Origin of the sequence: Chryseobacterium sp. S90, from assembly GCF_047444895.1 — a bacterium.
Classification (GTDB): Bacteria; Bacteroidota; Bacteroidia; order Flavobacteriales; family Weeksellaceae; genus Chryseobacterium.
The window spans coordinates 316118-337453 of sequence record NZ_JBLGCX010000006.1 but is presented as its reverse complement, the minus strand read 5'-3'; the positions used below and the strand labels follow the sequence as shown (position 1 = coordinate 337453).

The 21336-nt window shown below is 36.7% G+C and carries 16 protein-coding genes; 1 reads left to right on the top strand and 15 read right to left on the bottom strand.

Going from position 1 to position 21336, the window contains the following annotated elements; all coding sequences use genetic code 11:
• Positions 1-212: 212 nt before the first annotated feature.
• A complete protein-coding gene (locus ACLMCG_RS17420) occupies positions 213-3929 on the bottom strand; it encodes a metallophosphoesterase (protein ID WP_413960395.1) in 3717 nt (1238 codons plus the stop codon).
• 26 nt (positions 3930-3955) lie between these two features.
• Here ACLMCG_RS17420 and ACLMCG_RS17415 point away from each other — a divergent pair, with 26 nt between their 5' ends.
• Positions 3956-5131 carry a Pycsar system effector family protein gene (locus tag ACLMCG_RS17415; RefSeq protein ID WP_413960394.1) on the top strand — a complete coding sequence of 392 codons (1176 nt, stop codon included), beginning with the start codon at positions 3956-3958 and terminating at the stop codon, positions 5129-5131.
• A gap of 179 nt (positions 5132-5310) precedes the next feature.
• Here ACLMCG_RS17415 and ACLMCG_RS17410 read toward each other — a convergent pair whose 3' ends face one another.
• The 14 genes from ACLMCG_RS17410 to ACLMCG_RS17345 all read right to left on the bottom strand — a co-directional run bounded on the left by ACLMCG_RS17410 (position 5311) and on the right by ACLMCG_RS17345 (position 21333).
• The gene (locus ACLMCG_RS17410) at positions 5311-7623 is read right to left on the bottom strand and encodes a GAF domain-containing protein (protein WP_413960393.1); all 2313 of its coding nucleotides are present in this window, start codon (positions 7621-7623) and stop codon (positions 5311-5313) included.
• 266 nt (positions 7624-7889) lie between these two features.
• Entirely contained in the window at positions 7890-9269 is a 1380-nt protein-coding gene (locus ACLMCG_RS17405; protein ID WP_047423978.1) for an NADH-quinone oxidoreductase subunit N, read from the bottom strand.
• Positions 9270-9421: 152 nt separating this feature from the next.
• Positions 9422-10915, bottom strand: a complete 1494-nt coding sequence (locus ACLMCG_RS17400) for a complex I subunit 4 family protein (RefSeq protein WP_047423980.1) — start codon at positions 10913-10915, stop codon at positions 9422-9424.
• 2 nt (positions 10916-10917) lie between these two features.
• Complete coding sequence (gene nuoL / locus ACLMCG_RS17395) at positions 10918-12831, bottom strand: NADH-quinone oxidoreductase subunit L (protein ID WP_223601045.1); 1914 nt, start codon at positions 12829-12831, stop codon at positions 10918-10920.
• A 2-nt stretch (positions 12832-12833) separates the two neighbouring features.
• Complete coding sequence (gene nuoK, locus ACLMCG_RS17390; protein ID WP_002983557.1) at positions 12834-13163, bottom strand: NADH-quinone oxidoreductase subunit NuoK; 330 nt, start codon at positions 13161-13163, stop codon at positions 12834-12836.
• A 4-nt stretch (positions 13164-13167) separates the two neighbouring features.
• On the bottom strand, positions 13168-13665 hold the full coding sequence (locus tag ACLMCG_RS17385) for an NADH-quinone oxidoreductase subunit J (RefSeq protein ID WP_047423983.1): 498 nt from the start codon (positions 13663-13665) through the stop codon (positions 13168-13170).
• Positions 13665-14222 (bottom strand): NuoI/complex I 23 kDa subunit family protein, encoded by a 558-nt coding sequence (locus tag ACLMCG_RS17380; RefSeq protein WP_040996950.1) that lies wholly within the window; start codon positions 14220-14222, stop codon positions 13665-13667. Before ACLMCG_RS17380 ends, ACLMCG_RS17385 begins: the two co-directional genes overlap by 1 nt.
• 151 nt (positions 14223-14373) lie before the next feature.
• Positions 14374-15438, bottom strand: coding sequence for an NADH-quinone oxidoreductase subunit NuoH (nuoH, locus tag ACLMCG_RS17375; RefSeq protein WP_213278082.1), 1065 nt, complete (start codon positions 15436-15438; stop codon positions 14374-14376).
• Positions 15439-15527: 89 nt separating this feature from the next.
• Entirely contained in the window at positions 15528-16526 is a 999-nt protein-coding gene (locus tag ACLMCG_RS17370) for a 2Fe-2S iron-sulfur cluster-binding protein (RefSeq protein WP_047382170.1), read from the bottom strand.
• A 41-nt stretch (positions 16527-16567) separates the two neighbouring features.
• The gene (locus ACLMCG_RS17365) at positions 16568-17479 is read right to left on the bottom strand and encodes a hypothetical protein (protein ID WP_223601047.1); all 912 of its coding nucleotides are present in this window, start codon (positions 17477-17479) and stop codon (positions 16568-16570) included.
• A gap of 5 nt (positions 17480-17484) precedes the next feature.
• A complete protein-coding gene (gene nuoF, locus ACLMCG_RS17360) occupies positions 17485-18843 on the bottom strand; it encodes an NADH-quinone oxidoreductase subunit NuoF (RefSeq protein WP_413960392.1) in 1359 nt (452 codons plus the stop codon).
• A gap of 102 nt (positions 18844-18945) precedes the next feature.
• A complete protein-coding gene (gene nuoE, locus ACLMCG_RS17355; protein WP_076553058.1) occupies positions 18946-19455 on the bottom strand; it encodes a complex I 24 kDa subunit family protein in 510 nt (169 codons plus the stop codon).
• A gap of 91 nt (positions 19456-19546) precedes the next feature.
• Positions 19547-20770: an NADH-quinone oxidoreductase subunit D gene (locus tag ACLMCG_RS17350; RefSeq protein WP_223601048.1), complete on the bottom strand. Its 1224-nt coding sequence runs from the start codon at positions 20768-20770 to the stop codon at positions 19547-19549.
• 68 nt (positions 20771-20838) lie between these two features.
• On the bottom strand, positions 20839-21333 hold the full coding sequence (locus ACLMCG_RS17345; protein WP_123908951.1) for an NADH-quinone oxidoreductase subunit C: 495 nt from the start codon (positions 21331-21333) through the stop codon (positions 20839-20841).
• Positions 21334-21336: the final 3 nt, after the last annotated feature.

The following is a 21336-nucleotide window of genomic DNA, read 5'->3' as shown; positions in this document are numbered from 1 at the left end:
GATAAACATATAGTGCTATGTATTGCATTGACCTATGTAGCTAAAAATATGGCTTTTATTTAAAAGCCATATTTGTTTTATTAATGAAAAATGTAAGCTGAAAATTAGAATTATTAAATTTAATTAAAATTGAATTTTTTTAGATATTCAATAATAATTAATTCTAATGTTTTGTTAAACAGTATTTTGTATCTGTCTCAAAATTATAATACTTAAAACTTCATTCCTATCCCTGCAGAAAGTCTTCCACCATCTGAGCCATAGAAATAATTCAGTCTCGCAGACATCATTTCTACAATACTTAACCAAACACCGGCTCCGGCAGATTGGTGCCATTTTCTGGAATTTTCATTGTCATTCCATACACGGCCAATATCATATCCGATAAGAATTCCCATATTCGCAGGAACAATATTGTTTCTTATTCTCCCGAAATCCCATCGTATTTCAGAATTATTGGTAAAATAAGATCTACCTGAGAACCTTTCGTTTCTAAAGGCTCTCATTCCGTTGTTACCTCCAATAGTCGCTGCCTGATAGAATTCAAAATTATTGTTATTCATCCACATGACATTACTGGCATTGGCAAAAACAAATTTTCCCTTTTTATCAATTCTGTGATCAATGGCAAGCTTTCCTTTTAAAGTCAGGAAATTTTTATTAAAGTCAGAAAGAGTTGCTTTCCAGTCGGCATTAAGCATAAACTCAAGCCCAAGAGTAGGGAAAGCTGTATTATCTGCATTTTTATAACCAAATGTATAATTGGCTCCTACAAACTGCTGGCTGTTAAATACACCTGGTCTTACGTCCGGTGACTGATTAATGAAGCGGTCAGCTTTTCTCTGTACTTTATTATCTTCAAAAGTCAATTGAAACTGATGACTCAGATTCATCCAGCTCTTCTGAGAAATGGAAGGAGCAAAGTTGAATTTAGAAATTCTTGCTCTGTTATATTCTCTTTCTGTATCTTCCTTATCATACTCACTTTCATTAGACAGTCCAAAGAAGTTTTGAGAAAACCTTGGAGTTGTATAAAATGCATCCAGATTGAAATCCCAACCTGAGATTGCCTTTTTAAATACTCCTTTATATGTAAGACTGAATCCTGCAGTGGCAGTATAAAAATTAGCTTTTAAGCTGTGTCTTTGGGTATAAGGATCACGGATAAAATTATTAACCGTATAATTAGCCAGAACCCCTACAATGACACCATCATCCGGGTTATAATCCAGATTTGGATATCCGGCAACGGAATTGTATTTCGGGTGCTTGTAATTATAGCTGTTGATGTCATAATCATCAGTAATATTTTTGGTTGCATTACCGGCGTTATAAGTATTCTTTTGAGATTTAAAATCATAGATCTTTATTTTTCTCCCATCAGCAACATTATAAGTATCATGATTATATCCACCAATCAGTCTGATGTTCATTTTAGGATTTCCGGTTCCTGTCACTTCATAGATATCATCATCTTCCAATCCATAGATCCAAAGTTCTTTTGTTTTTGAATCATTGTATGTCTTTTCAAAAACCAGTTCATTTTGATCTTTATTCTTGCCCAGTTTATATTGCTGTACAAGTACCGAATGCCCGTTTTTGGTGATGACAAACTTATCAGGATTCACAGTTCCTGCCAGAGGTACTTTTTTCTGTAATACATCATAGTACTGAGCGGCATAGCTTTGAAGTTTTGTTTTTCTTACTTTAAGCTTTCTCTGAATTTCAGCAATAGTTTCGTCCTGTACCTCTTTCGGAAGATTATGGAAAGCATCATCAATATCCGCATCCGTAAGGTGTTCCTGAATATATTTTGCCTGTGCTTCCCATTCTGTCTGATCAGCCCCTTTTAAAAAGACAAGATCCATCGGGTAAGGTTCCATAGCAAGCCATTTGACACTGCTTATATCTTCTGTAAAGGTTTTCATATGGCGGATTGCCGGAACATTCATAATAAGCTTAAATGCGGCTCCGTCGTATTTACTGAATGCCTGATCTCTGTCCTTAGGAATAGGTTTATACACTATTTTGTCATCCATTTCATATTCTGCCCATTTCCACTGATCCGAGTGTCTGTCCCAGTCACCGATAAGCATATCAAATAATCTTGCTCTGATGTAAGATTCTCTGTCAACAGAATATTTATTGCTTTTGCTGAGGTTCTTTAATACATCATCCGTAGAGACAATATCTTTTGCATTGCCGAGATAAGCCAATGTCTTAGGATCAGAAGAAAAACGTTCTTCAATCATATACATTTCATCACCGTAATTCTCGTTATATCTACCCAAAGCTTGTTGCTTAGGAATATAATACAGTTTTGGATTGCTATGTAAAATATTCAGTTTCTCTGACATATTTCCGATCGTAAACGGAGTAAACGGATGATTGGTAGTATAAAAATCCAACAAGAATTTTTCGGGGAAAGTATCCGTGAGCTCTTCACCCAATGTACTTTTTGTAAAAGCCATATTGTTAAGAAAACGGATAGCACTTTTTTTCACTCCACGCATCACAAATTCCTGTCCGTCTGCTGATTTCAGTCGTAAGCTGTTGGACTGGTTTCCTCCACCTTCTCTGAAAGGGGTATATCCGCCGTTTAATTCTGAAAGATTAGCCGTTGGAGCTTCAATCGGAATTCCGTAGTAGTTTCTGTAGTGATCTCCCCAAAGCCAGCGGTAAAATTTCCCTTTTTGAGTAAGCTGTACCGGGTAGATGGTTGAGGAAAATGTCTGTGGAAAAGAATTCGGAAAATTATTAACAAATACATCCGGCTTGGAAATTACTGAGATATGTGTCAGTTTTTGAAGCTTTGCATCTTTTGTAGAAAAATATTCTACGTCCGTACTTTCGTCTTTTCTGAAATTTAAAACCGCAAAACCGCTGCCTCCGTAAGAAAAATCAGTTTTTTCTATAATGGTAGAGGGATCTGTTTTAGAACCGGCACCACTGATGATTTGTCTTATGTTTTCATCCTCATGATATTGAAGATTATGATCATGCCCGGAAACAAAAATAATATTTTCCTTATCCTGAACGATACTTTTCAGTCTGTTGGCCAGATCCGCGTAATGCTGGTTATTGATATCTTCAGGACTGGCTCCTGAGGAACTTCTTAAAATATTGATTAAGCTTGCAACACCAGGAACAGGGATCTTACTTTTTAAAGGAAAAAGATGCGACTTTGCAGAATTAAAGCCGGCATGGGTTCCACTGCTGATAATGGGATGGTGTAACGCAACAATGATTTTTTTACCCTGATTTTTGATTATGAGATCTTTAAATTCATCAAAAAAATTCTCACGGGTTTTGATATTACAGTTTTTATTGATTCCGGGGTAATTGTCCCAGTTTGCAATCACCCATTCCGTATCAATAGCAATAAGCTTAATATCTTTAGAGACATTGATATCATCAATAGGGCATCCGTTTTTAGGCAGAAAAGCTTTTTTGTCGTCGAGGTATTTTTTTACCAGCTCTTCCTGGGTGTTTAATCCTTCCAGGCCATTATACCAGTCGTGATTTCCGGGAATTACCAATGTTTTACCCTTGAAATTTTTGGTGATGGCAAGTTGATTCTCCAGTTTTTCTTTAGCTGAGGCATACTCTTTATCTGTTTCTTTGGGCATGCCGTTAGGGTAGATATTATCTCCCAAAAAGATCAGCATAGAGTTGCTGTCTGCAGAATCCAGTTTGCTTTTCAGTAAACTAAGTGTTTTTTGTGCCTGAGGTTCATCTGCATTTCCTGCATCTCCAATCAGAAAAAGTTTAAAATCATTTTCAGATTTTATCTCAGAATCTTTTACTTCAAATAAGTTTTTGCCCTTTTGTACGTTATATGTAGCACAGGAATAAAGTGCTCCTGCGGACATTACAGTTCGAAGAACAATAGAAGTATTTTTTAGATGAGTTTTAAAGGATAAATTCATAAATTTACATTAACAAAATTTCAGGAATGAGCATTCTACAAAAAGCTAAAAATTATGTTGAAATCTTATTCAAAGATAAGTTATCTTCAGTATATTTTTATCATAATTTTATCCATACTGCCTATACGGTCAATAAGGCTGAGGAAATCATGAAAAACACCCCTGTTTCTGAAGAGGATCAGGAGAAAGTACTCGTAGCATTATGGTTTCATGATACCGGGTATATAGAATGTGCGCTGAACCATGAAGAGAGGAGTGTGGAGGTGATGAAAGCCTTTTTACAGCAGGAAAATTATCCGGAAAATTATATCGCGGATGTTGAAAAACTGATTCTGGCTACGAAAATACATTACGAACCTCAGAATTTGCTGGAAAAAATCGTGAAAGATGCGGATTTCAGCCATTTTGCAGGTCACGATTATAATGATATTTCCGATGCTTTAAGAAAAGAATGGGAACTGACCAATGTAAGATGTTTTTCTAATGAAGAGTGGAATGCCGGAAACCTGGATATGCTGAAAAATAAACATACTTTTTATACAGACTACGCTAAAGAAAACTGGGAACCCCTGAAAAAGAAAAACATTAAAAAGATCGAAAAGAAGCTGGAAAAAGAAGAAGAGAAAAAAGAGGTAAAAAAGGAAAGCTCAGAGGGTAAAAAGGAAAAAGAAAAATCTGATAGAAGTGTAGATACATTATTCAGAGTAACCCTTAACAATCATACGAGACTTAGCGATATTGCAGATAGTAAAGCCAATATCCTTTTATCAGTAAACGCGATTATTATTTCAGTTTGTCTTTCTGTACTGGTTCCGAAGCTGGATGCTCCTAAGAATTCACATCTGATTCTTCCGAGTTTCATTTTGCTGTTATCAAGTGTATTTACAATCATATTTGCTATTTTATCTACAAAACCGAATGTGACCAAAACAACGTTTACTCCTCAGGATATTGCCAACAGAAAAGTAAATCTTTTGTTCTTTGGAAACTTTCAGCAGATGTTGTTTGATGATTATAACAATGCAATGAAAGACCTTATCAAAGACAGAGACTATATCTACGATTCTATGGTAAAAGATCTGTATTATCTGGGGAAAGTTCTGGACAGGAAGTACAAGCTTTTATCGATTACCTATAAGATCTTTATGGCAGGGATTATTATTTCTGTTCTGTCTTTTGGAGCAGCATTTCTTAGTCTTTAATTAAAAAATGTACAGATAAGCTTTCTTAAAGAGAGCTAAAGCTATGATAAACGCTCATGATATTTTTCGTGATTGATTTATCATGGCGTCATTTGTTGTACCATAAATTTTTGTTAAACCGGATTCTACAGGCAGAGTTGAAGAAGCCGATATTTATTTTGTGGATAAAAAATGATCTTCTATTCCTGCGGAGGTGTAAAAGAAACTCTCAACGCCAATAATCCTGTGATTCCCTGGAGATCCTCTACCTTTAAAAACTCTATATCATGCTGTAAGACACCTTTTTTCTGAAGTTTGGAAATATAATCCAGATATTCTTTCTGGTTTTCCATTCCGAAATAAACAATGGTGATCTTTCCGGGAGCAGTGATACGTTCTGCAGAATCTTTCACATGGGCTTTATCCAGGCGCTTTTTGATGATTTCGTAATAGGAATTGTAGGCGCCATCTACATCAAAACGTTTTTCATCCATTCTGAAACGGATGTCTATTTTTTCATTATATACAAAGATCAGTGAAGCGATATCCAGCTGTACAGGAAGATATTTTTTGAACGACTGAAATTCAAGTTCCATTTTACAGATGGTTTTCAGCTGCCAGTATCTTAGTTTGTGAACAACTTTTGAGGTATAGTGCAGCTCAGGAGCAATGGTAGAGCCAATGTACAGATTATGTTCCACACCGTCAGACTTAAATCTTTCATAGTAATGTGGGAAAATTTCCTGTGCTTTTACCTGACTTTCATCCAGCATGTCTGCCAGCTTTCTGTTGACCAGCGTGATAGAATCATCAAGGTTTTTCCTGTGGTGATAAAACAGATCCGTAGTGGTAAAGATGTGTGAAAAATAATCTTTGATTTTTGCCTTTATTTCTCTGGAGGTTCTTACTTCCAGTTTTCCCTGTAAAAAAGGATGAATTTCTTCTCTTAATAATCTCTGAAAACGTTGTTCCGTATCCGCTTTGATCTCATTGTTGATTTCGTTTTCAAAAACATCCAGAGCCAGTACAAATTTCTCTGAATCGGAATTGGTGAGTGTCAAAATCTCATTCAGCCATTCAATCTGTTGATTAAGATCCTGCAGCATCAGATTAAAACGTTTTTCAGAAGAAGAACGGATATCTGAAACACCAAACAGCGGAGTAAGATTTTTGAATGCAATCTGCTTTAAAGTATATATTTTCTTTCCGAGTGATGCGGTAAAATATTTCTCAGCTTCATTTCTGAACTTCCATACCACACTGTCATGAATGGTAGTATATTCTCGCTGAATAATAGCTTCTATCTGGTAGTTTTTCTCAAAGTAGAATCTGTTCAGAGAGAAAAGAACCATATCGGTAAAGAACTCAAGTTTTTTAAGTTTTAAACCATTAAAACTTCCTGCAATAGGTGATGTGAATTCCATGATGGCAAGGAGTTCGCCGTCTTTCATGATAGGAATTACCATGAAACTATTGACATTATTATCCTTTAGAATATTAAAGGAAGGAAGTAGCTTGACATTCTCGTCCAGGTTGTTTACATTAGAAACAACAACAGGTTTTGAATTATGATTTAAATTATCGAATGTACTCTTACGCGTCTCTTCATCAAATGCATTGATCCAAAAATCAAGAATATGATTGGTAAGAAGACTTTCATAAATCGGAAGTTTATCCAGTTTCTGTTCCTTTTTGTTGAAAGTCATCAGCCCAAAACTGAGTTCCGGAACATCAAAATAGGATTTGAAAATTTCAGTCAGATTTTCGTTGGGATTCATATTTTCCGGATCAATTTCAATCATACTTGATTTCAGATCAGAAAGTGCTACTTCAGAGGTACAGTCTACCAGTGAAATGATAGTGAATCCTTTCAAAATCCATGACTGTGAAGGGAAATATTTTTTCCACAGTTTAAAATCATCCAGATTTTCCAGCAGCATATCCAGCGTGTCATCGGAAGGGATTTTGGCATCTTCAGTAGGAATGATTTCTGTAAAGTCTGAATTGACCGTAATCTTATAATGCTTCATTATTCCCTGTTTGTTGGGAATGTCATAATAAAACGGAATCGTACTTTTAATATCTTTTTTGAAATAACTTTGAAGAATCAGACAGCAGCAGAATACATAAAACTCATTATCTGATATATTTCTGAGTTCTATTTCAAAATCTTTTCCTGCATCTTTCAGAATATCTTGAAACCTTTCGGTATAATTGAACGTGATGTTGGAAAGTGGAATACTGGCTGCTTTTATTTCATTTTTAGTGAGTCCGGTTGGGAAAAGGTCAGCAAGAAGCAATCTGATGAGGTCTTCATATTTTTCGAGAAGAGAAGTATCCTGAAAGCCTTCTCTGAGCTCTTTAAAATTTCTGGTACTCTCAATCAAAGACTCTGCGTAGTTCACCCTGTATTCCAGTCTGTCGTTATATCGGATATGCTCCAGGACATCCAAATATTTTTTGAATGATATATAAACCTGAAAAGGAGAGTCTTTTTTATAGAGATTAGCCAAAAGCTGAAATTTAAAGTAAAGTTATGAAAAAAGCAGAATATTGGCAGGGTGAAAAATTTATTTTATTGTATATTATTCACTTGTGTCTTCGGAAATTTTGCAAAGTATTTTATAATTCATTGCTCTTTTATGTAAAGACAGATTATTGGATTACTGATTAGTAAATTTAGATATCTTTTTTCTTCTGTTTCCGTTTTATATTCCAGTTATAGATAATAAAAAAGCACAACTGAAAAGTTGTGCTTTTGGTATTTAAAATTCAGATTTTACAATCCGAACATTCTTGCAAACAAATCCGGGAAAACTCCAAGGATGATAATCAAAGCGATAACAACTACTGCAATGATATTGTAAGTAAGCGTTACTTTTTCTGATGACTTGAATGTAGATTCTTTAAAGAAGAACATTGCGATAATCAGTCTTAAATAGTAAGCAATTGATAGGGCAGAACCTAATACTGCAACCAATACTAAGAAAGCTGCACCGTTCATAGCCTGGGAGAATAAAGCAAATTTCCCCATGAAACCAGCTGTTAACGGAACCCCTGCCATTGAAAGCATAGAGATTGCTGCTGCTGTTGCTAATAAAGGTTCAGTTTTTGCCAATCCTTTGAATGCTCCGAAAGAGGTTTCTCTCTTTAACTTCTCTACCCAGATCAGACACATGAAAACTCCTACTGTAGATAAAGAATAAGCAAATAAATAAAAGGCAAGGTTATAAGTAGAAAGGCTGGTCATTCCGAAGAATACCAATCCGATATATCCTGCGTGAGAAACTGAAGAGTAAGCCAACATTCTTTTTGCGTTCGTTTGAGCAAGACCCATAACGTTTGCCAAAAGTAAAGTAATGATTAAGAATACGCCTAATACGTTGATCCATTCGTGAGTAACTCCGGTGAAACCAAGAGTCATCAATCTGAATAGCGCAAAGAATCCGGAGATTTTTACCACACTCGCCATGAAAGCTGTAATTAATGAAGGAGAACCTGCATATACATCAGGGCTCCACATGTGGAAAGGTGCTAAAGCTACTTTGAATGCCAATGCACAAAGAATAAGTAATACTCCTAAGATGAACATTACATTCCCTGAATTAGCTACTCCAAAATCATGAATCTTGTACAGATCAAAACTTCCTGCACTTCCGTAGATGAATGCAATCCCGAACAGTAAGAAACCTGTTGCAAAGGCACCCATTAAGAAATATTTAATAGAAGCTTCGTTGGATCTAAGATCAGTTTTATTAGCTCCAGCCATTACATATAATGGAATAGAAAGAATCTCAACTCCCAGGAACATCGTCACTAAGTTCTGATATCCGAAAAGGATGATTCCTCCACATAATGCAAATAGCATCAATGCATATAATTCTGACTGGTGGCTTCTGTGGTTGCTGAATGCAAAACCTCCCAGGAAGAATAATAATAATGTTGTTACGATTGATATTTTAGTGAATAATGCGGTATTGCCACTGTACTCATACATATGCTTATAATGATCGAAGAACGAACATTCCGGCATAAAACTTACGTACAATGCGATGATTAATCCCAAAATCCCAATGTATCTTGCGAATTTTCCTTGTTCAAAAACTCCTGAAAATAACGCAATAACTGCCGTTAGGAAAACAATAATTAAAACACTCATAATATAGATTTGAGATGCGAGATTTGAAGTTTAAAGTTCAAGATTCAAGGTTTAGAGTTCAAGGTTCAAAAGGCCTTGTCTCTTTTCTCTTCGTCTTTTATCTTTATTCTCTCTAATCTCTTAATTTTTTAATTTTTAAATCTTTTAATTTTTTAGTTAGCCATCGCCATGTAGATAAACTTCACTGAACTACTCACCATGTCGATTACCGGTTGTGGGAAAATACCTAGTAAAATCACAAAAACCGCTAAGCTTGCCAATACAGAAAACTCTACTCCTGATAAATCTTTTGCTGTACTTAAAACGGCTTCATCTCCTTCTCCAAACATTGCTTTTCCGTAGAATCTCAATAAATACACAGCACAAAGAATTACCGTAAGACCAGCAATTACTGCTGCTGTTCCGTTAAAATCATAAACAGATTTCAACAAGATAAATTCTCCAATGAATCCATTCGTTAATGGAACTCCCATTGAACCTAATATAATGATCAGAAACAATACAGCAAACTTAGGAGCTACTTTAGCTAAACCACCCATTTGTCTGATGTCTCTTGATTTAAATCTCTTGTATAAAATATCACAACAGTAGAATAATCCCACTACGTTGATACCGTGAGCGAAAGTCTGTACCAAAGCTCCTTCAGCACCTTCAACATTGAAAGTTCCTCTTAAAGTAACTACTGCTGAAGCAAAGATACCAGCTACCATTAATCCTACGTGAGAGAAAGATGAATACGCAATGATTCTCTTCATATCCGTCTGGATAATAGCGATCAGGGCACCATGAACAATTCCTACAATCGCAAGGATGATCACAATCTGTCCTGAGATTCCTGCTATCGGAAGCGGAGTGATTGGTAATAAGTAACGCATTACACCGTATACTGCCATCTTAAGCATGATTCCTGATAATAACATCGATCCCTGAGTAGGAGAGTAGGTATAGGTGTCAGGCTGCCATGTATGGAAAGGGAATACCGGTAATTTCACTGCAAAAGCAAAGAAAATAAACCAGAATACCACAGTCTGCTGTACTTCGTTCAGTTGCGCATTATATAGATCTGTTAAAGCGAATGATGCAGAGTGGTTGTACACATAGATCAATCCGGCTAACATAAATAATGATCCTACGAATGTATATACAAAGAATTTCGTAGTGAATTCAAACCTTTTATTCTCTTGTCCCCAAAGTCCGGCAATGAACCAAATTGGAATCAAAGTTACTTCCCAGAAAATGTAGAATAACAATCCGTCTAAAGAAGTAAACACTCCTACAAGGCCGAACTGCATCAATAGAATCAGTCCGTAGAATGTATTTCTATAGTTTACATTTTCGTTGAAAGATGATAAAATAATGATTGGAGCCAGAATATTGGTCAATAACAAAAGAAGCATGCTCATCCCATCGATACCGAAGTGAAGAGAGCTCTTCATAAATTGTGACCAAGGATAATTGATCTCATGCTGCAATACACTATCTACCGTCGGAGTAAAATCGAAATCCGAAAGTATATAAAATGTAAGAAGCATTTGTACCAATGCAATTCCCAGTGCCAAATATTTGCTGGAATTACTCTTCCATGCAAAAACTAATCCCGAACCTACTAGAGGTAATAGTAATAATGTTAATAATAAACAAGACATTATTATTGTAATAAAAAGTTAACAATTAATATAATTCCCACAGCTAAAGACATGATAAGAATATACGTCTCTACATTTCCGTTTTGAACACGCTTCATAGCTTTTCCGCTGTCTTCAGCACCATCACCTACAAAGTTTACAAAACGGTCTAAGATACCCTTATCAAACATCTTTCCTCCGCGTCCTAATCCTTCAACAGTTTTTACAATCAATGCGTTGTAAAGTTCGTCAACATATAATTTCTTAGCAGAAAGCTTTTCCCATCCGGTGTAGTTTTCTTCTGCAACAGCCATCTTTTTCTTACTTACATAAGTATTTCTAACGATGAACCATACAGAGAAGAACATAAGCACTGTAGCTGCTAATAAGATCATTTCAGTATTGAAAGGCACTCCTGAAAGAGTAGCTTCCATCTGGCTGTAGCTTTGTTCTGTAAGAACTGGCTTTAACCATTCCATCAATTTGGCATAATGCCCGTGACCGATGAAGTGTGGCAGGTTGATAAAACCTCCGATTACAGAAAGGATTGCCAATACGATCAATGGTAATGTCATATTTGACGGACTTTCATGTAAGTGGTGTTTTTGCTCTTCAGTACCTCTGAATTCTCCGTGGAATGTCAGGTAGTATAGTCTGAACATATATGTTGCAGTCATTGCCGCTAATACGAATAAGATTACCCAGTAAATAGGGTTTTTAGCGAAAGCTGCTACTAAAATTTCGTCTTTAGAGATCATCCCTGATAATAAAGGGAAACCTGAGATGGCTAATGTCCCGATAAGGAATGTAGCGTGGGTAAGAGGAATATATTTTTTAAGACCTCCCATGAAACGCATATCCTGTTCGTTGCTCATTGCGTGGATCACAGAACCTGCACCTAAGAATAACAAAGCTTTAAAGAATGCGTGTGTCATTACGTGGAACATCGCTGTAGTATATGCTCCAAGACCTAAAGCAATGAACATAAATCCAAGCTGTGAAACGGTAGAGTAAGCTAATACTTTTTTGATGTCGTTCTGACGAAGTGCATAGAATCCTGCCAAAGCAGCTGTTAAGAATCCGATGAATAAAATTCCTCCCTGTACTGTAGGGGCTAAAGTAAATAAGAAGTTTGATCTTACTACCAAATAGATCCCTGCAGTTACCATCGTTGCTGCGTGGATCAAGGCTGATACAGGAGTTGGTCCGGCCATCGCATCCGGTAACCATGTATATAAAGGAACCTGAGCAGATTTACCGGTAGCACCGATGAATAAACTCGCTGTGATAAAGATAATCACTGTTCCGTCCAATTCAAATTTTGAAGCGTTTTCTGCTACAGAAAGATAATCTACAGCATTGGTCTGAGAAGCAATCATGAAGATACCGATCAATAACGCAAGGTCACCAATTCTGTTCATGATGAAAGCTTTTCTTGCCGCTTTACCATATTCTTCGTTGGTATACCAGAATCCGATCAACAGGTAAGAACAAAGACCTACACCTTCCCATCCGATGAATAAGATAAGGTAGTTGCTTCCCATTACTAAAAGTAACATAGAGAAGATGAAAAGATTCAGGTAAGTAAAGAACTTATAGAATCCTTTGTCATGACTCATATATCCGATAGAGTATAAGTGGATCAGTGAACCGATACCCGTGATGATCATTACCATCATTAAAGAAAGCTGATCAATCTGGAATCCAAAATTGATTTGAACTCCATTTACTCTAAACCATTCAAAAGCTTTTACGATTACAGGCTGGCTTTCAGAATTAAAATTCATGAAAAGGCTTACAGCGATACAGAATGATCCGAAAACCATTGCCGTAGCCAAAGATCCAACCAATATTTTTGGAAGATTTTTCCCGAATAAACCGTTAATAAGAAACCCTAAAAGTGGTAAAAGTACTATTGCATATACTAGATTCTCCATTCTTATCCTCTTAATTTATTAAATATACTCACATCTACAGAACGGGTATTTCTATACAGCATAGCAATAATTGCCAAACCTACTGCTACTTCAGCAGCAGCCACTACCATAATGAAGAAAACTAAAAGTTGTCCGTCGCCGTTGCCTTTATACGCTGAAAAAGCTGCCAATAAAAGGTTTACAGAATTCAGCATAAGCTCTACACAGCCCAGAATCACAATAGCATTTTTTCTAAGCAATACTCCCATTACTCCCAGACAGAACAATACTGATGAAAGAATGATGAAGTAGTCCAAAGGGATGCTTTGTATAAATGTATTTACTTCTCCCATAATTTTATAAATCTTTTTTACCGATTAATACCGCGCCTACAATACCTGCCAGAATTAGGATGGAAGCAAGCTCAAACGGTAAAACATATTCATTAAACAAAAGTCTACCCAGATTTTTAGTAAGACCGATACCTCTGTCTACATTTTCAACAACAATGTGTTTGTCCTGTACGCCTCTGAAAACTCCCAGTACTCCTACTAAAAGAAGACCTGCTGTAAAAACTCCAACAAACTTTAAAGTATTGTTCTTCTTACTTTCGTCTCCTTTATTAAGGTTAAGCATCATCAGGATGTAAAGGAAAAGTACCATGATGGCACCTGCGTACACTATAATCTGGATAATTGCAAGGAACTGTGCATTTAAAAGAACGTACATTCCGGCAATTGAAAACATCGTAACAATCAATGACAAAATAGCATAGAGAGGATTTCTTGCAAACACAAAATACACTGCACTTGCCACTGCTAAAAACGCCACCAAGAAAAATAAAAACTGATCCATTATTTTACCGCATTTTTTTGTTTCTCGGATTGTCTTGTGGTGATATCAATCCTTTCATTTATTTTTTCAACTAATTTATCTTTTCCATAGATGAAAGAACCTCTGTTGGTTTCTACATCTACCAGTCTGTCTGTAAGATAGATGGCAGATTTAGGGCAAGCTTCTTCACACATACCGCAGAAAATACATCTCAGCATATTGATTTCATATACTGAAGCATATTTTTCTTCTCTGTAAAGACCTTTTTCCTCTTTAGTTCTTTCAGCAGCAGTCATTGTAATGGCTTCTGCAGGACAAGCTACCGCACAAAGTCCGCAAGCGGTACATCTTTCTCTGCCTTCTTCGTCTCTTTTCAAAACGTGCTGGCCTCTCCAGATGGTTGTTCTTGGCTTCTGTACTTCCGGATACGAATATACTGCGGGAGCACCTTTTATCACGGTTCTTACAGCATGCTTAAATGTAATCCCCATTCCTGTAAAGATCGCAGGAAGGTAGATTTTTTCAGCAAGGGTCATTTCTTTATTGGAAACAACTTTTGATCTGTTTGTAAGTTTCATTTAATTATAGATATTAGATGTTAGACACCAGATTTTAGACTAATCTTGTCTGTTATCTTAATTATTTAATATTGATGATTGAATATGATAGGCTAAAGATAAAGCTTTGATTTTATTATCAAATTTTCAAATCAGCTCATTTTCAAATTTCTTAGTTTGCAAATGCTAAAATTACAGCTCCTGTAATTAATAGGTTTACCAATGCCATTGGAATTAATGTTTTCCATCCTAAGTGCATTAACTGGTCATATCTGAATCTTGGAAGCGTCCATCTGATCCACATGAAGATCAGAATTCCGATGACAGTCTTCGTTAAGAATGCTACGATACTCAAGATTCCTGCAGTGTTCTCACCCCAGTTCTGAGTTACCCATTCAATACCAGGATAGTTGTATCCTCCGAAGAAAAGAACTACCATGAAAGCATTGGAAATAAACATGTTCACGTATTCCCCGAACATATATAAACCTAGTTTCATTGAAGAATATTCTGTAGAATATCCTGTTACCAATTCAGATTCACACTCAGGTAAATCGAACGGATGTCTGTTGGTTTCAGCTAAAGCTGCTACAAAGAAAACAAGGAAAGCGATCGGCTGGTAGAAAATATTCCAGTTTAGGCCGGAAACCCAAGGAATAACTCCCCATAATTTGCCAGTAGTCTGGCTTTCTGTAATTTCTTTTAAATCTAAACTTCCTGTCATCATAATGATAGAAAGAAGTGCTAATCCCATTGCCAATTCGTAAGAAATCATTTGAGAAGAAGCACGGATAGCACCTAGTAATGAATATTTGTTGTTCGAAGCCCAACCTCCGATCATAATTCCGTAAACCCCGATTGAAGCCATTCCGATGATGAAAAGTACACCAACATCAATGTTAGCAACCTGAAGATCAAAAGAAGTACCTGCAATATTTAAACTTTTACCCCAAGGAATAACAGCTCCTGTAATCAATGAAATAAACATTACCAAAGCAGGCCCTAATACGAACAGGAATTTTTCTGCATTGGCCGGCGTAAAGTCTTCTTTGAAGAAAAACTTTCCACCATCAGCAAGAGGCTGCAGCAATCCGAAAGGCCCGGCTCTGTTGGGACCAATTCTATCCTGCATGATAGAGGCTACTTTTCTTTCTGCCCAGGTAGAGTAGGCTGCGATCGTAAGTGACAGCAGGAAAAGTGCTAGTACAAGTATAAGTTTAAATGTAAGTAAATCCATTTTTATTTAGATATTAAGATGTCAGATGCTAGATGTCAGATTTAATTTGCTGTCTGAAGTCTGGTATCTGAAATCTGATGTCTTATTAATTATTTTTCGTCTTTTTCACTGATTTCTTTAGCCATAGGATTGTCTAAAACTCTTAGCTCATCCTTAGGTTTTTCGTAGTGGTTCAATGAAATTACAGAGTGTCTGTCGATGTGTCTAGGACCTTCGATGTTCCAGTCTGATAATGCTTTTCTTTCAAAACGGCATGTATCGCAGATGAATTCTTCCACTTCACCCCACTGGTCTTTTCTTGCAGTTACTCTTACGATTTCGTCACCTTTCATCCATACTACAGCTTTTCCTGAGCATTTATCACATTTACAAGAAGCGTTCATTGGTTTTGTAAACCATACTCTGCTTGCAAAACGAGCTGTTCTGTCTGTTAATGCTCCTACCGGACAAACGTCGATAACATTTCCGATGAAGTCATTGTCTAAAGCTTTATTTAAATAAGTTGAAATTTCAGCGTGATCTCCTCTGAAAAGAATACCGTGTTCTCTTGTTTCTGTAAGCTGGTTAGCTGTCAATACACATCTTGCACAAAGAATACAACGGTTCATGTTCAGTTTGATGTTCGGTCCAAGATCATCAGCTTCGTAAGTATTTCTTTCGAATTCTGTTCTTGTACTGTCTACACCATGCTCATATCCTAAGTCCTGAAGATGACATTCTCCTGCCTGGTCACAGATAGGGCAGTCCAGCGGGTGATTCACCAATAAGAATTCGGTAACCGCTTTTCTTCCTTCCTGAGCTTTCTCAGAAGTAAGGTTTTTTACTTCCATCCCATCCATTACGTTAGTTCTACAGCTTGCTACTAATTTCGGCATAGGACGAGGATCTGCTTCAGACCCTTTAGAAACTTCTACAAGACATGTTCTACATCTCCCTCCACTGGTCTCTAATTTGCTGTAGTAGCACATAGCGGGAGGTACAGATTTTCCGCCGATTTGTCTTGCTGCTTCCAGAATGGAAGTACCAGGCATCACTTCAGTAGTCTGTCCGTCTATAGTTATTTTGAATTTTTTAACTTCTTCGCTCATATGATATGCTTTAAGCTTTATGCGTTAAGCAATAGGCTTTGTTATTTATATTTCTTAGTATTAAATGTATATCCAATTCCTCCCAGAACCTGTCCGAAAACAAAATCCTGGCGTGCTTTGTCCGGCTTATTATTCAACGTGGTTTTGATGTCCCACATATTGATATATCCTGCTTTTCCTTCTAATCTCAGCATCCAGTTTTTCCAGAAAACTAAGTTAAGACTGGATCTGATATCGGTTCCCATACCTGCAACGTGAAAACGGTCACTTCTTTCATTTCCAAAAAGTTTTACATTACTTTTAGGAAACATGAACCCGATTCCGGCTCCATAAGACCATACTAAATCTATATTTTTCTTATGAACAAGATTTTTGTATTTCTCAAGACCTAGGTTTTCATAGTTAAGTCCGTCTGTATGTTCAAAAGTAAGGAACTTCTCATCTGCAAGATTAACCTGCCCGTTTTGAACCATTGCTGCATATTCTGGATCTGAAATATGACCTTTGAAACCTACAGTCTGGTTCTGATCCATTACATATTTCATATGGTCTATCCCAAGTACCAATGCTAAATTGTCTTTAATAAAATATCCTATTCTGAAATTATACTGTGTTACAGTAAACCAGCTTGGATCAAAATAAACAATTCCAAATTTTGTAGGTCGGTCTTGTGCAGTTACGTTATTCAATTGAAAATCGTATCCGTTTCCGGTAAAATGAATGTCAGAATTGCTATAAGCCGCTCTGTTCCATCCATAAAATACGAAAACCTGACCTTTTTTGCTTAATGGTAAAGGTTTTTCCTTTTTCTCAGCTTTAATCTGCTCTTTCTCACTCACTAAATATGACAAATCCTCTTCAACGGATCTGTTATAATTTGCAGTATCTGTTTTCTTATTCTGTGCAAATACAAAATTCGACATCATTAAGCCGACAACCAATAATTTTTTCATTTTACCTATGCATTCTTTTCAACAGCCGGAATAGGATCTGCATAATGTGCCAATCCATAGTTTTGTGTCTGAGATAACTCTGGGTTTTTCACGTGCCACTCAAATTCATCTCTGAAGTGACGGATTGCTGCTGCAACGGGCCAGGCTGCTGCATCACCCAACGGACAAATCGTGTTTCCTTCGATTTTTCTCTGGATATCCCAAAGTAGATCGATATCTTCCATCTTTCCTTCTCCTTTCTCGATTTTCTTCAAAATCTTGTACATCCATCCTGTTCCTTCACGGCAAGGAGTACATTGTCCACAGCTTTCGTGATTGTAGAATCTCGCTAAAGTCATCGTGTGTTCTACAATACACTGGTCTTCATCCAAAACGATGAAACCTCCTGAACCCATCATTGTTCCGGTAGCAAAACCACCGTCTGCCAATGACTCATAGTTCATATATCTTGGCTCTCCGTTCACTGTTCTCAGCAATAGATTAGCTGGAACAATAGGAACAGAACTTCCTCCAGGAATACAAGCCTTTAATTTTTTTCCGTCTTTAATACCGCCGCAATATTCATCAGAATAGATGAATTCTTCTACGGTAATGGTCATATCGATTTCGTATACACCCGGTTTGTTGATGTTTCCACAAGCAGAAATTAATTTCGTACCTGTAGATCTTCCTACTCCGATTTTAGCATATTCAGCTCCTGTAATATCAATAATTGGAACAATTGCCGCAATAGATTCAACGTTATTTACTACCGTTGGTCTTTCCCAAAGTCCTTTTACAGCCGGGAATGGTGGTTTTAATCTTGGGTTACCTCTTTTTCCTTCAAGAGATTCAAGCAATGCGGTTTCTTCACCACAGATGTATGCTCCACCACCTCTCTGAACATAAATTTCACAATCGAAACCTGTTCCCAGGATGTTTTTACCTAAAAATCCTGCTGCTTTGGCTTCTTCAATAGCTTCTTCAAGAATATCCGGAATCCATGAATATTCTCCACGGATGTAGATATAAGAAACATTAGAACCTAAACAGTAAGATGAGATCAACATTCCCTCGATCAATACATGAGGAAGGAACTCCATTAAATATCTGTCCTTGAATGTTCCGGGTTCAGATTCATCCGCATTGACAACAAGGTGTCTTGGAACTCCTTCTGGCTTTGCCAAAAAGCTCCATTTCATTCCTGTTGGGAATCCAGCTCCACCACGTCCTCTTAGTCCTGAAGCTTTTACTTCTTCAAGAATTTCGTCAGGAGTCATCTTCAAGGCTTTTTCAGCTGCTGTATAACCTCCATGTTTACGGTACGTTTCAAAGTAGCGAATACCTTCTATATGTGCGTCTTTAAGTAAAAGTTTTTTACTCATTGTTATTTGCTTCTTGCAATTGGCTTTTGGCTTCTTGCATTAATTATGATTAAACGTTAAGTGAATAATTTAAAATCTAAAATTTAGAGTTTAAAATTTCTATTAGTCTAAAGCAAGTTGTCCCTGTCTGCAAAGCTCAAGGATTTCGTCTACTTTTTCTATTGTTAAATTTTCATGAAAGAATTTTCCTAACTGAAGCATTGGTGCGTATCCGCATGCTCCAAGACATTCAGCAGGCTTTAAAGTAAACATACCGTCTTCAGTAGTTTCTCCATCCTTAATATTCAGTTTGGTTCTGATATGGTCAAGAATTTTTTCGCTTCCACAAACCATACAAGGTCCTGTTCTGCAAACTTCCAAAACATATTTACCTACCGGCTTCATATTAAACATGGTATAGAAAGTAGCTACCTCATATACTTCAATCGGTTGGATACTTAATAGTCCGGCAACATAATCCATTACAGGAACATCTAACCATCCTCCGAATTCTTTCTGTGCTAAGTGAAGTACAGGAAGAAGAGCAGATTTCTGTCTTCCTTCAGGATATCTTGCGATAATTTTATGTACCTGTGCTAAACTTTCCGGTTTAAAAGCTATTGTTTCGCTCATTTTTGAAATTTTAGATTTTAGATTTTAAATTCTAACTGAATAACGGTCTAAAATCAATTTATAATTTATAATTCAAAATTTATAATTCCATTTATGCGTCTAATTCTCCCGCAATAATATTCATACTACACATCGTTACAATGGCATCTGAAATTACAGAACCTGTAATCATTTCAGGATATGCCTGATAGTAGATGAAACATGGTCTTCTGAAGTGAAGTCTGTAAGGGCTTCTTCCTCCGTCACTCACAAGATAGAATCCTAATTCTCCGTTTCCACCTTCTACAGCGTGGTAAACTTCTCCTTTCGGTACATCAGTTTCTCCCATTACAATTTTGAAATGGTAGATCAATGCTTCCATTTTCTGATATACATCTGCCTTTTCAGGAAGATAGAAATCAGGAACATCCGCGTGGAATGGTCCTTCAGGAAGATTGTCGTATGCTTGATTGATAATTTTTAGAGATTCCCAGATTTCCTGTTGACGAACCATGAAACGGTCGTAAGTGTCACCAGAAGTTCCTACAGGAATAATAAAGTCGAAATCTTCATAAGAAGAATAAGGTTGTGCAACTCTTACATCATAATCTACTCCTGCTGCACGTAAGTTGGGACCTGTGAAACCGTAGCTTAATGCTCTTTCAGCAGAAATAGCTCCTGTACCGATGGTTCTGTCCATAAAAATTCTGTTTCTTTCTAAGAGTGTACAGAATTCTTTGAATCTTGGTGGGAAAGTTTTTAAGAAGTCCTTTAATAACTCATGGAATTTTGGAGTGAAATCTCTTTCAAAACCTCCGATTCTTCCCATATTGGTTGTCATTCTGGCTCCGCAGATCTGCTCATACATATCATAAATACGTTCTCTTTCGATGAACATATAAGTAAGACCTGTAATCGCTCCTGAGTCCATTCCGGTTACCCCGTTACAGATCAGGTGGTCACCAATTCTTGCCAGTTCCATTAAGATAACACGCATATAGTCTACACGTTTTGGAACTTTAACGCCAATCAGTTTCTCTACTGTCATGTGCCAACCTAAGTTGTTGATTGGTGCAGAACAGTAATTCATACGGTCCGTAAGGGTAGTGATCTGAGAGTAGTTTCTTCTTTCAGAAATTTTCTCAAATGCTCTGTGGATATATCCTACCGTTTGCTCAGCGTGAAGAATTCTCTCTCCGTCCATCGTTAAGATATTCTGGAAAATCCCGTGAGTAGCAGGGTGGGTAGGTCCTAAATTGAGGGTATATAATTGTCCGTCAATCTGTTCCTTGCTTTCGTACTGGTTTAGTATATTAGATAATGAGTTATCTTTCATAATATATAATTGATAATTGATAAAGGATAATTGATAATGAATCAACCATCAGTAATCATTTATATTTTTTATCTTCCGAACATATTATCGTCCTTATCGGTTCTGGTACCGTCTTCAAGTCGATATTCTTTCAACATTGGGTGGTATCCCAGATCTTCCATATTCAAAATAGGTCTGAGATCCGGGTGTCCTTTAAATTTAATCCCATAGAAATCAAACGTTTCTCTTTCCATCCAGTTTGCTCCGGCATAGAGCTCAGTAAGAGAATCTACTTCAATATTTTCTCTGGACATGAATATTTTCAGACGTAATCTGAAATTGGCCATCATATTATGCAAATGGTAGACAACACCTATTTCCTTTTCAGGAAATTCAGGGTAATGAATACCACAGATATCCGTAAGGAAATTAAATTCCAAAGATGAATCTTTAAGGTAGTGAATGATCTTCTTAATATCTTCTTTCTTCACTTCAATGGTCAGCATTCCATAAGGTTCTGAACTTGAAATGACAGATTCCGGAAATTCTCTTGTGATTGCTTCTAATACAAATTCGTTTGTCATTTC

Bases quoted from the DNA above. Each gene is read 5' to 3' on its own strand.
- ACLMCG_RS17420 (WP_413960395.1), bottom strand. From the start codon at position 3,929: ATGAATTTATCCTTTAAAACTCATCTAAAAAATACTTCTATTGTTCTT.
- ACLMCG_RS17415 (WP_413960394.1), top strand. From the start codon at position 3,956: ATGAGCATTCTACAAAAAGCTAAAAATTATGTTGAAATCTTATTCAAA.
- ACLMCG_RS17405 (WP_047423978.1), bottom strand. From the start codon at position 9,269: ATGAGTGTTTTAATTATTGTTTTCCTAACGGCAGTTATTGCGTTATTT.
- ACLMCG_RS17400 (WP_047423980.1), bottom strand. From the start codon at position 10,915: ATGTCTTGTTTATTATTAACATTATTACTATTACCTCTAGTAGGTTCG.
- nuoL (WP_223601045.1), bottom strand. From the start codon at position 12,831: ATGGAGAATCTAGTATATGCAATAGTACTTTTACCACTTTTAGGGTTT.
- nuoK (WP_002983557.1), bottom strand. From the start codon at position 13,163: ATGGGAGAAGTAAATACATTTATACAAAGCATCCCTTTGGACTACTTC.
- ACLMCG_RS17385 (WP_047423983.1), bottom strand. From the start codon at position 13,665: ATGGATCAGTTTTTATTTTTCTTGGTGGCGTTTTTAGCAGTGGCAAGT.
- ACLMCG_RS17380 (WP_040996950.1), bottom strand. From the start codon at position 14,222: ATGAAACTTACAAACAGATCAAAAGTTGTTTCCAATAAAGAAATGACC.
- nuoH (WP_213278082.1), bottom strand. From the start codon at position 15,438: ATGGATTTACTTACATTTAAACTTATACTTGTACTAGCACTTTTCCTG.
- ACLMCG_RS17370 (WP_047382170.1), bottom strand. From the start codon at position 16,526: ATGAGCGAAGAAGTTAAAAAATTCAAAATAACTATAGACGGACAGACT.
- ACLMCG_RS17365 (WP_223601047.1), bottom strand. From the start codon at position 17,479: ATGAAAAAATTATTGGTTGTCGGCTTAATGATGTCGAATTTTGTATTT.
- nuoF (WP_413960392.1), bottom strand. From the start codon at position 18,843: ATGAGTAAAAAACTTTTACTTAAAGACGCACATATAGAAGGTATTCGC.
- nuoE (WP_076553058.1), bottom strand. From the start codon at position 19,455: ATGAGCGAAACAATAGCTTTTAAACCGGAAAGTTTAGCACAGGTACAT.
- ACLMCG_RS17350 (WP_223601048.1), bottom strand. From the start codon at position 20,770: ATGAAAGATAACTCATTATCTAATATACTAAACCAGTACGAAAGCAAG.
- ACLMCG_RS17345 (WP_123908951.1), bottom strand. From the start codon at position 21,333: ATGACAAACGAATTTGTATTAGAAGCAATCACAAGAGAATTTCCGGAA.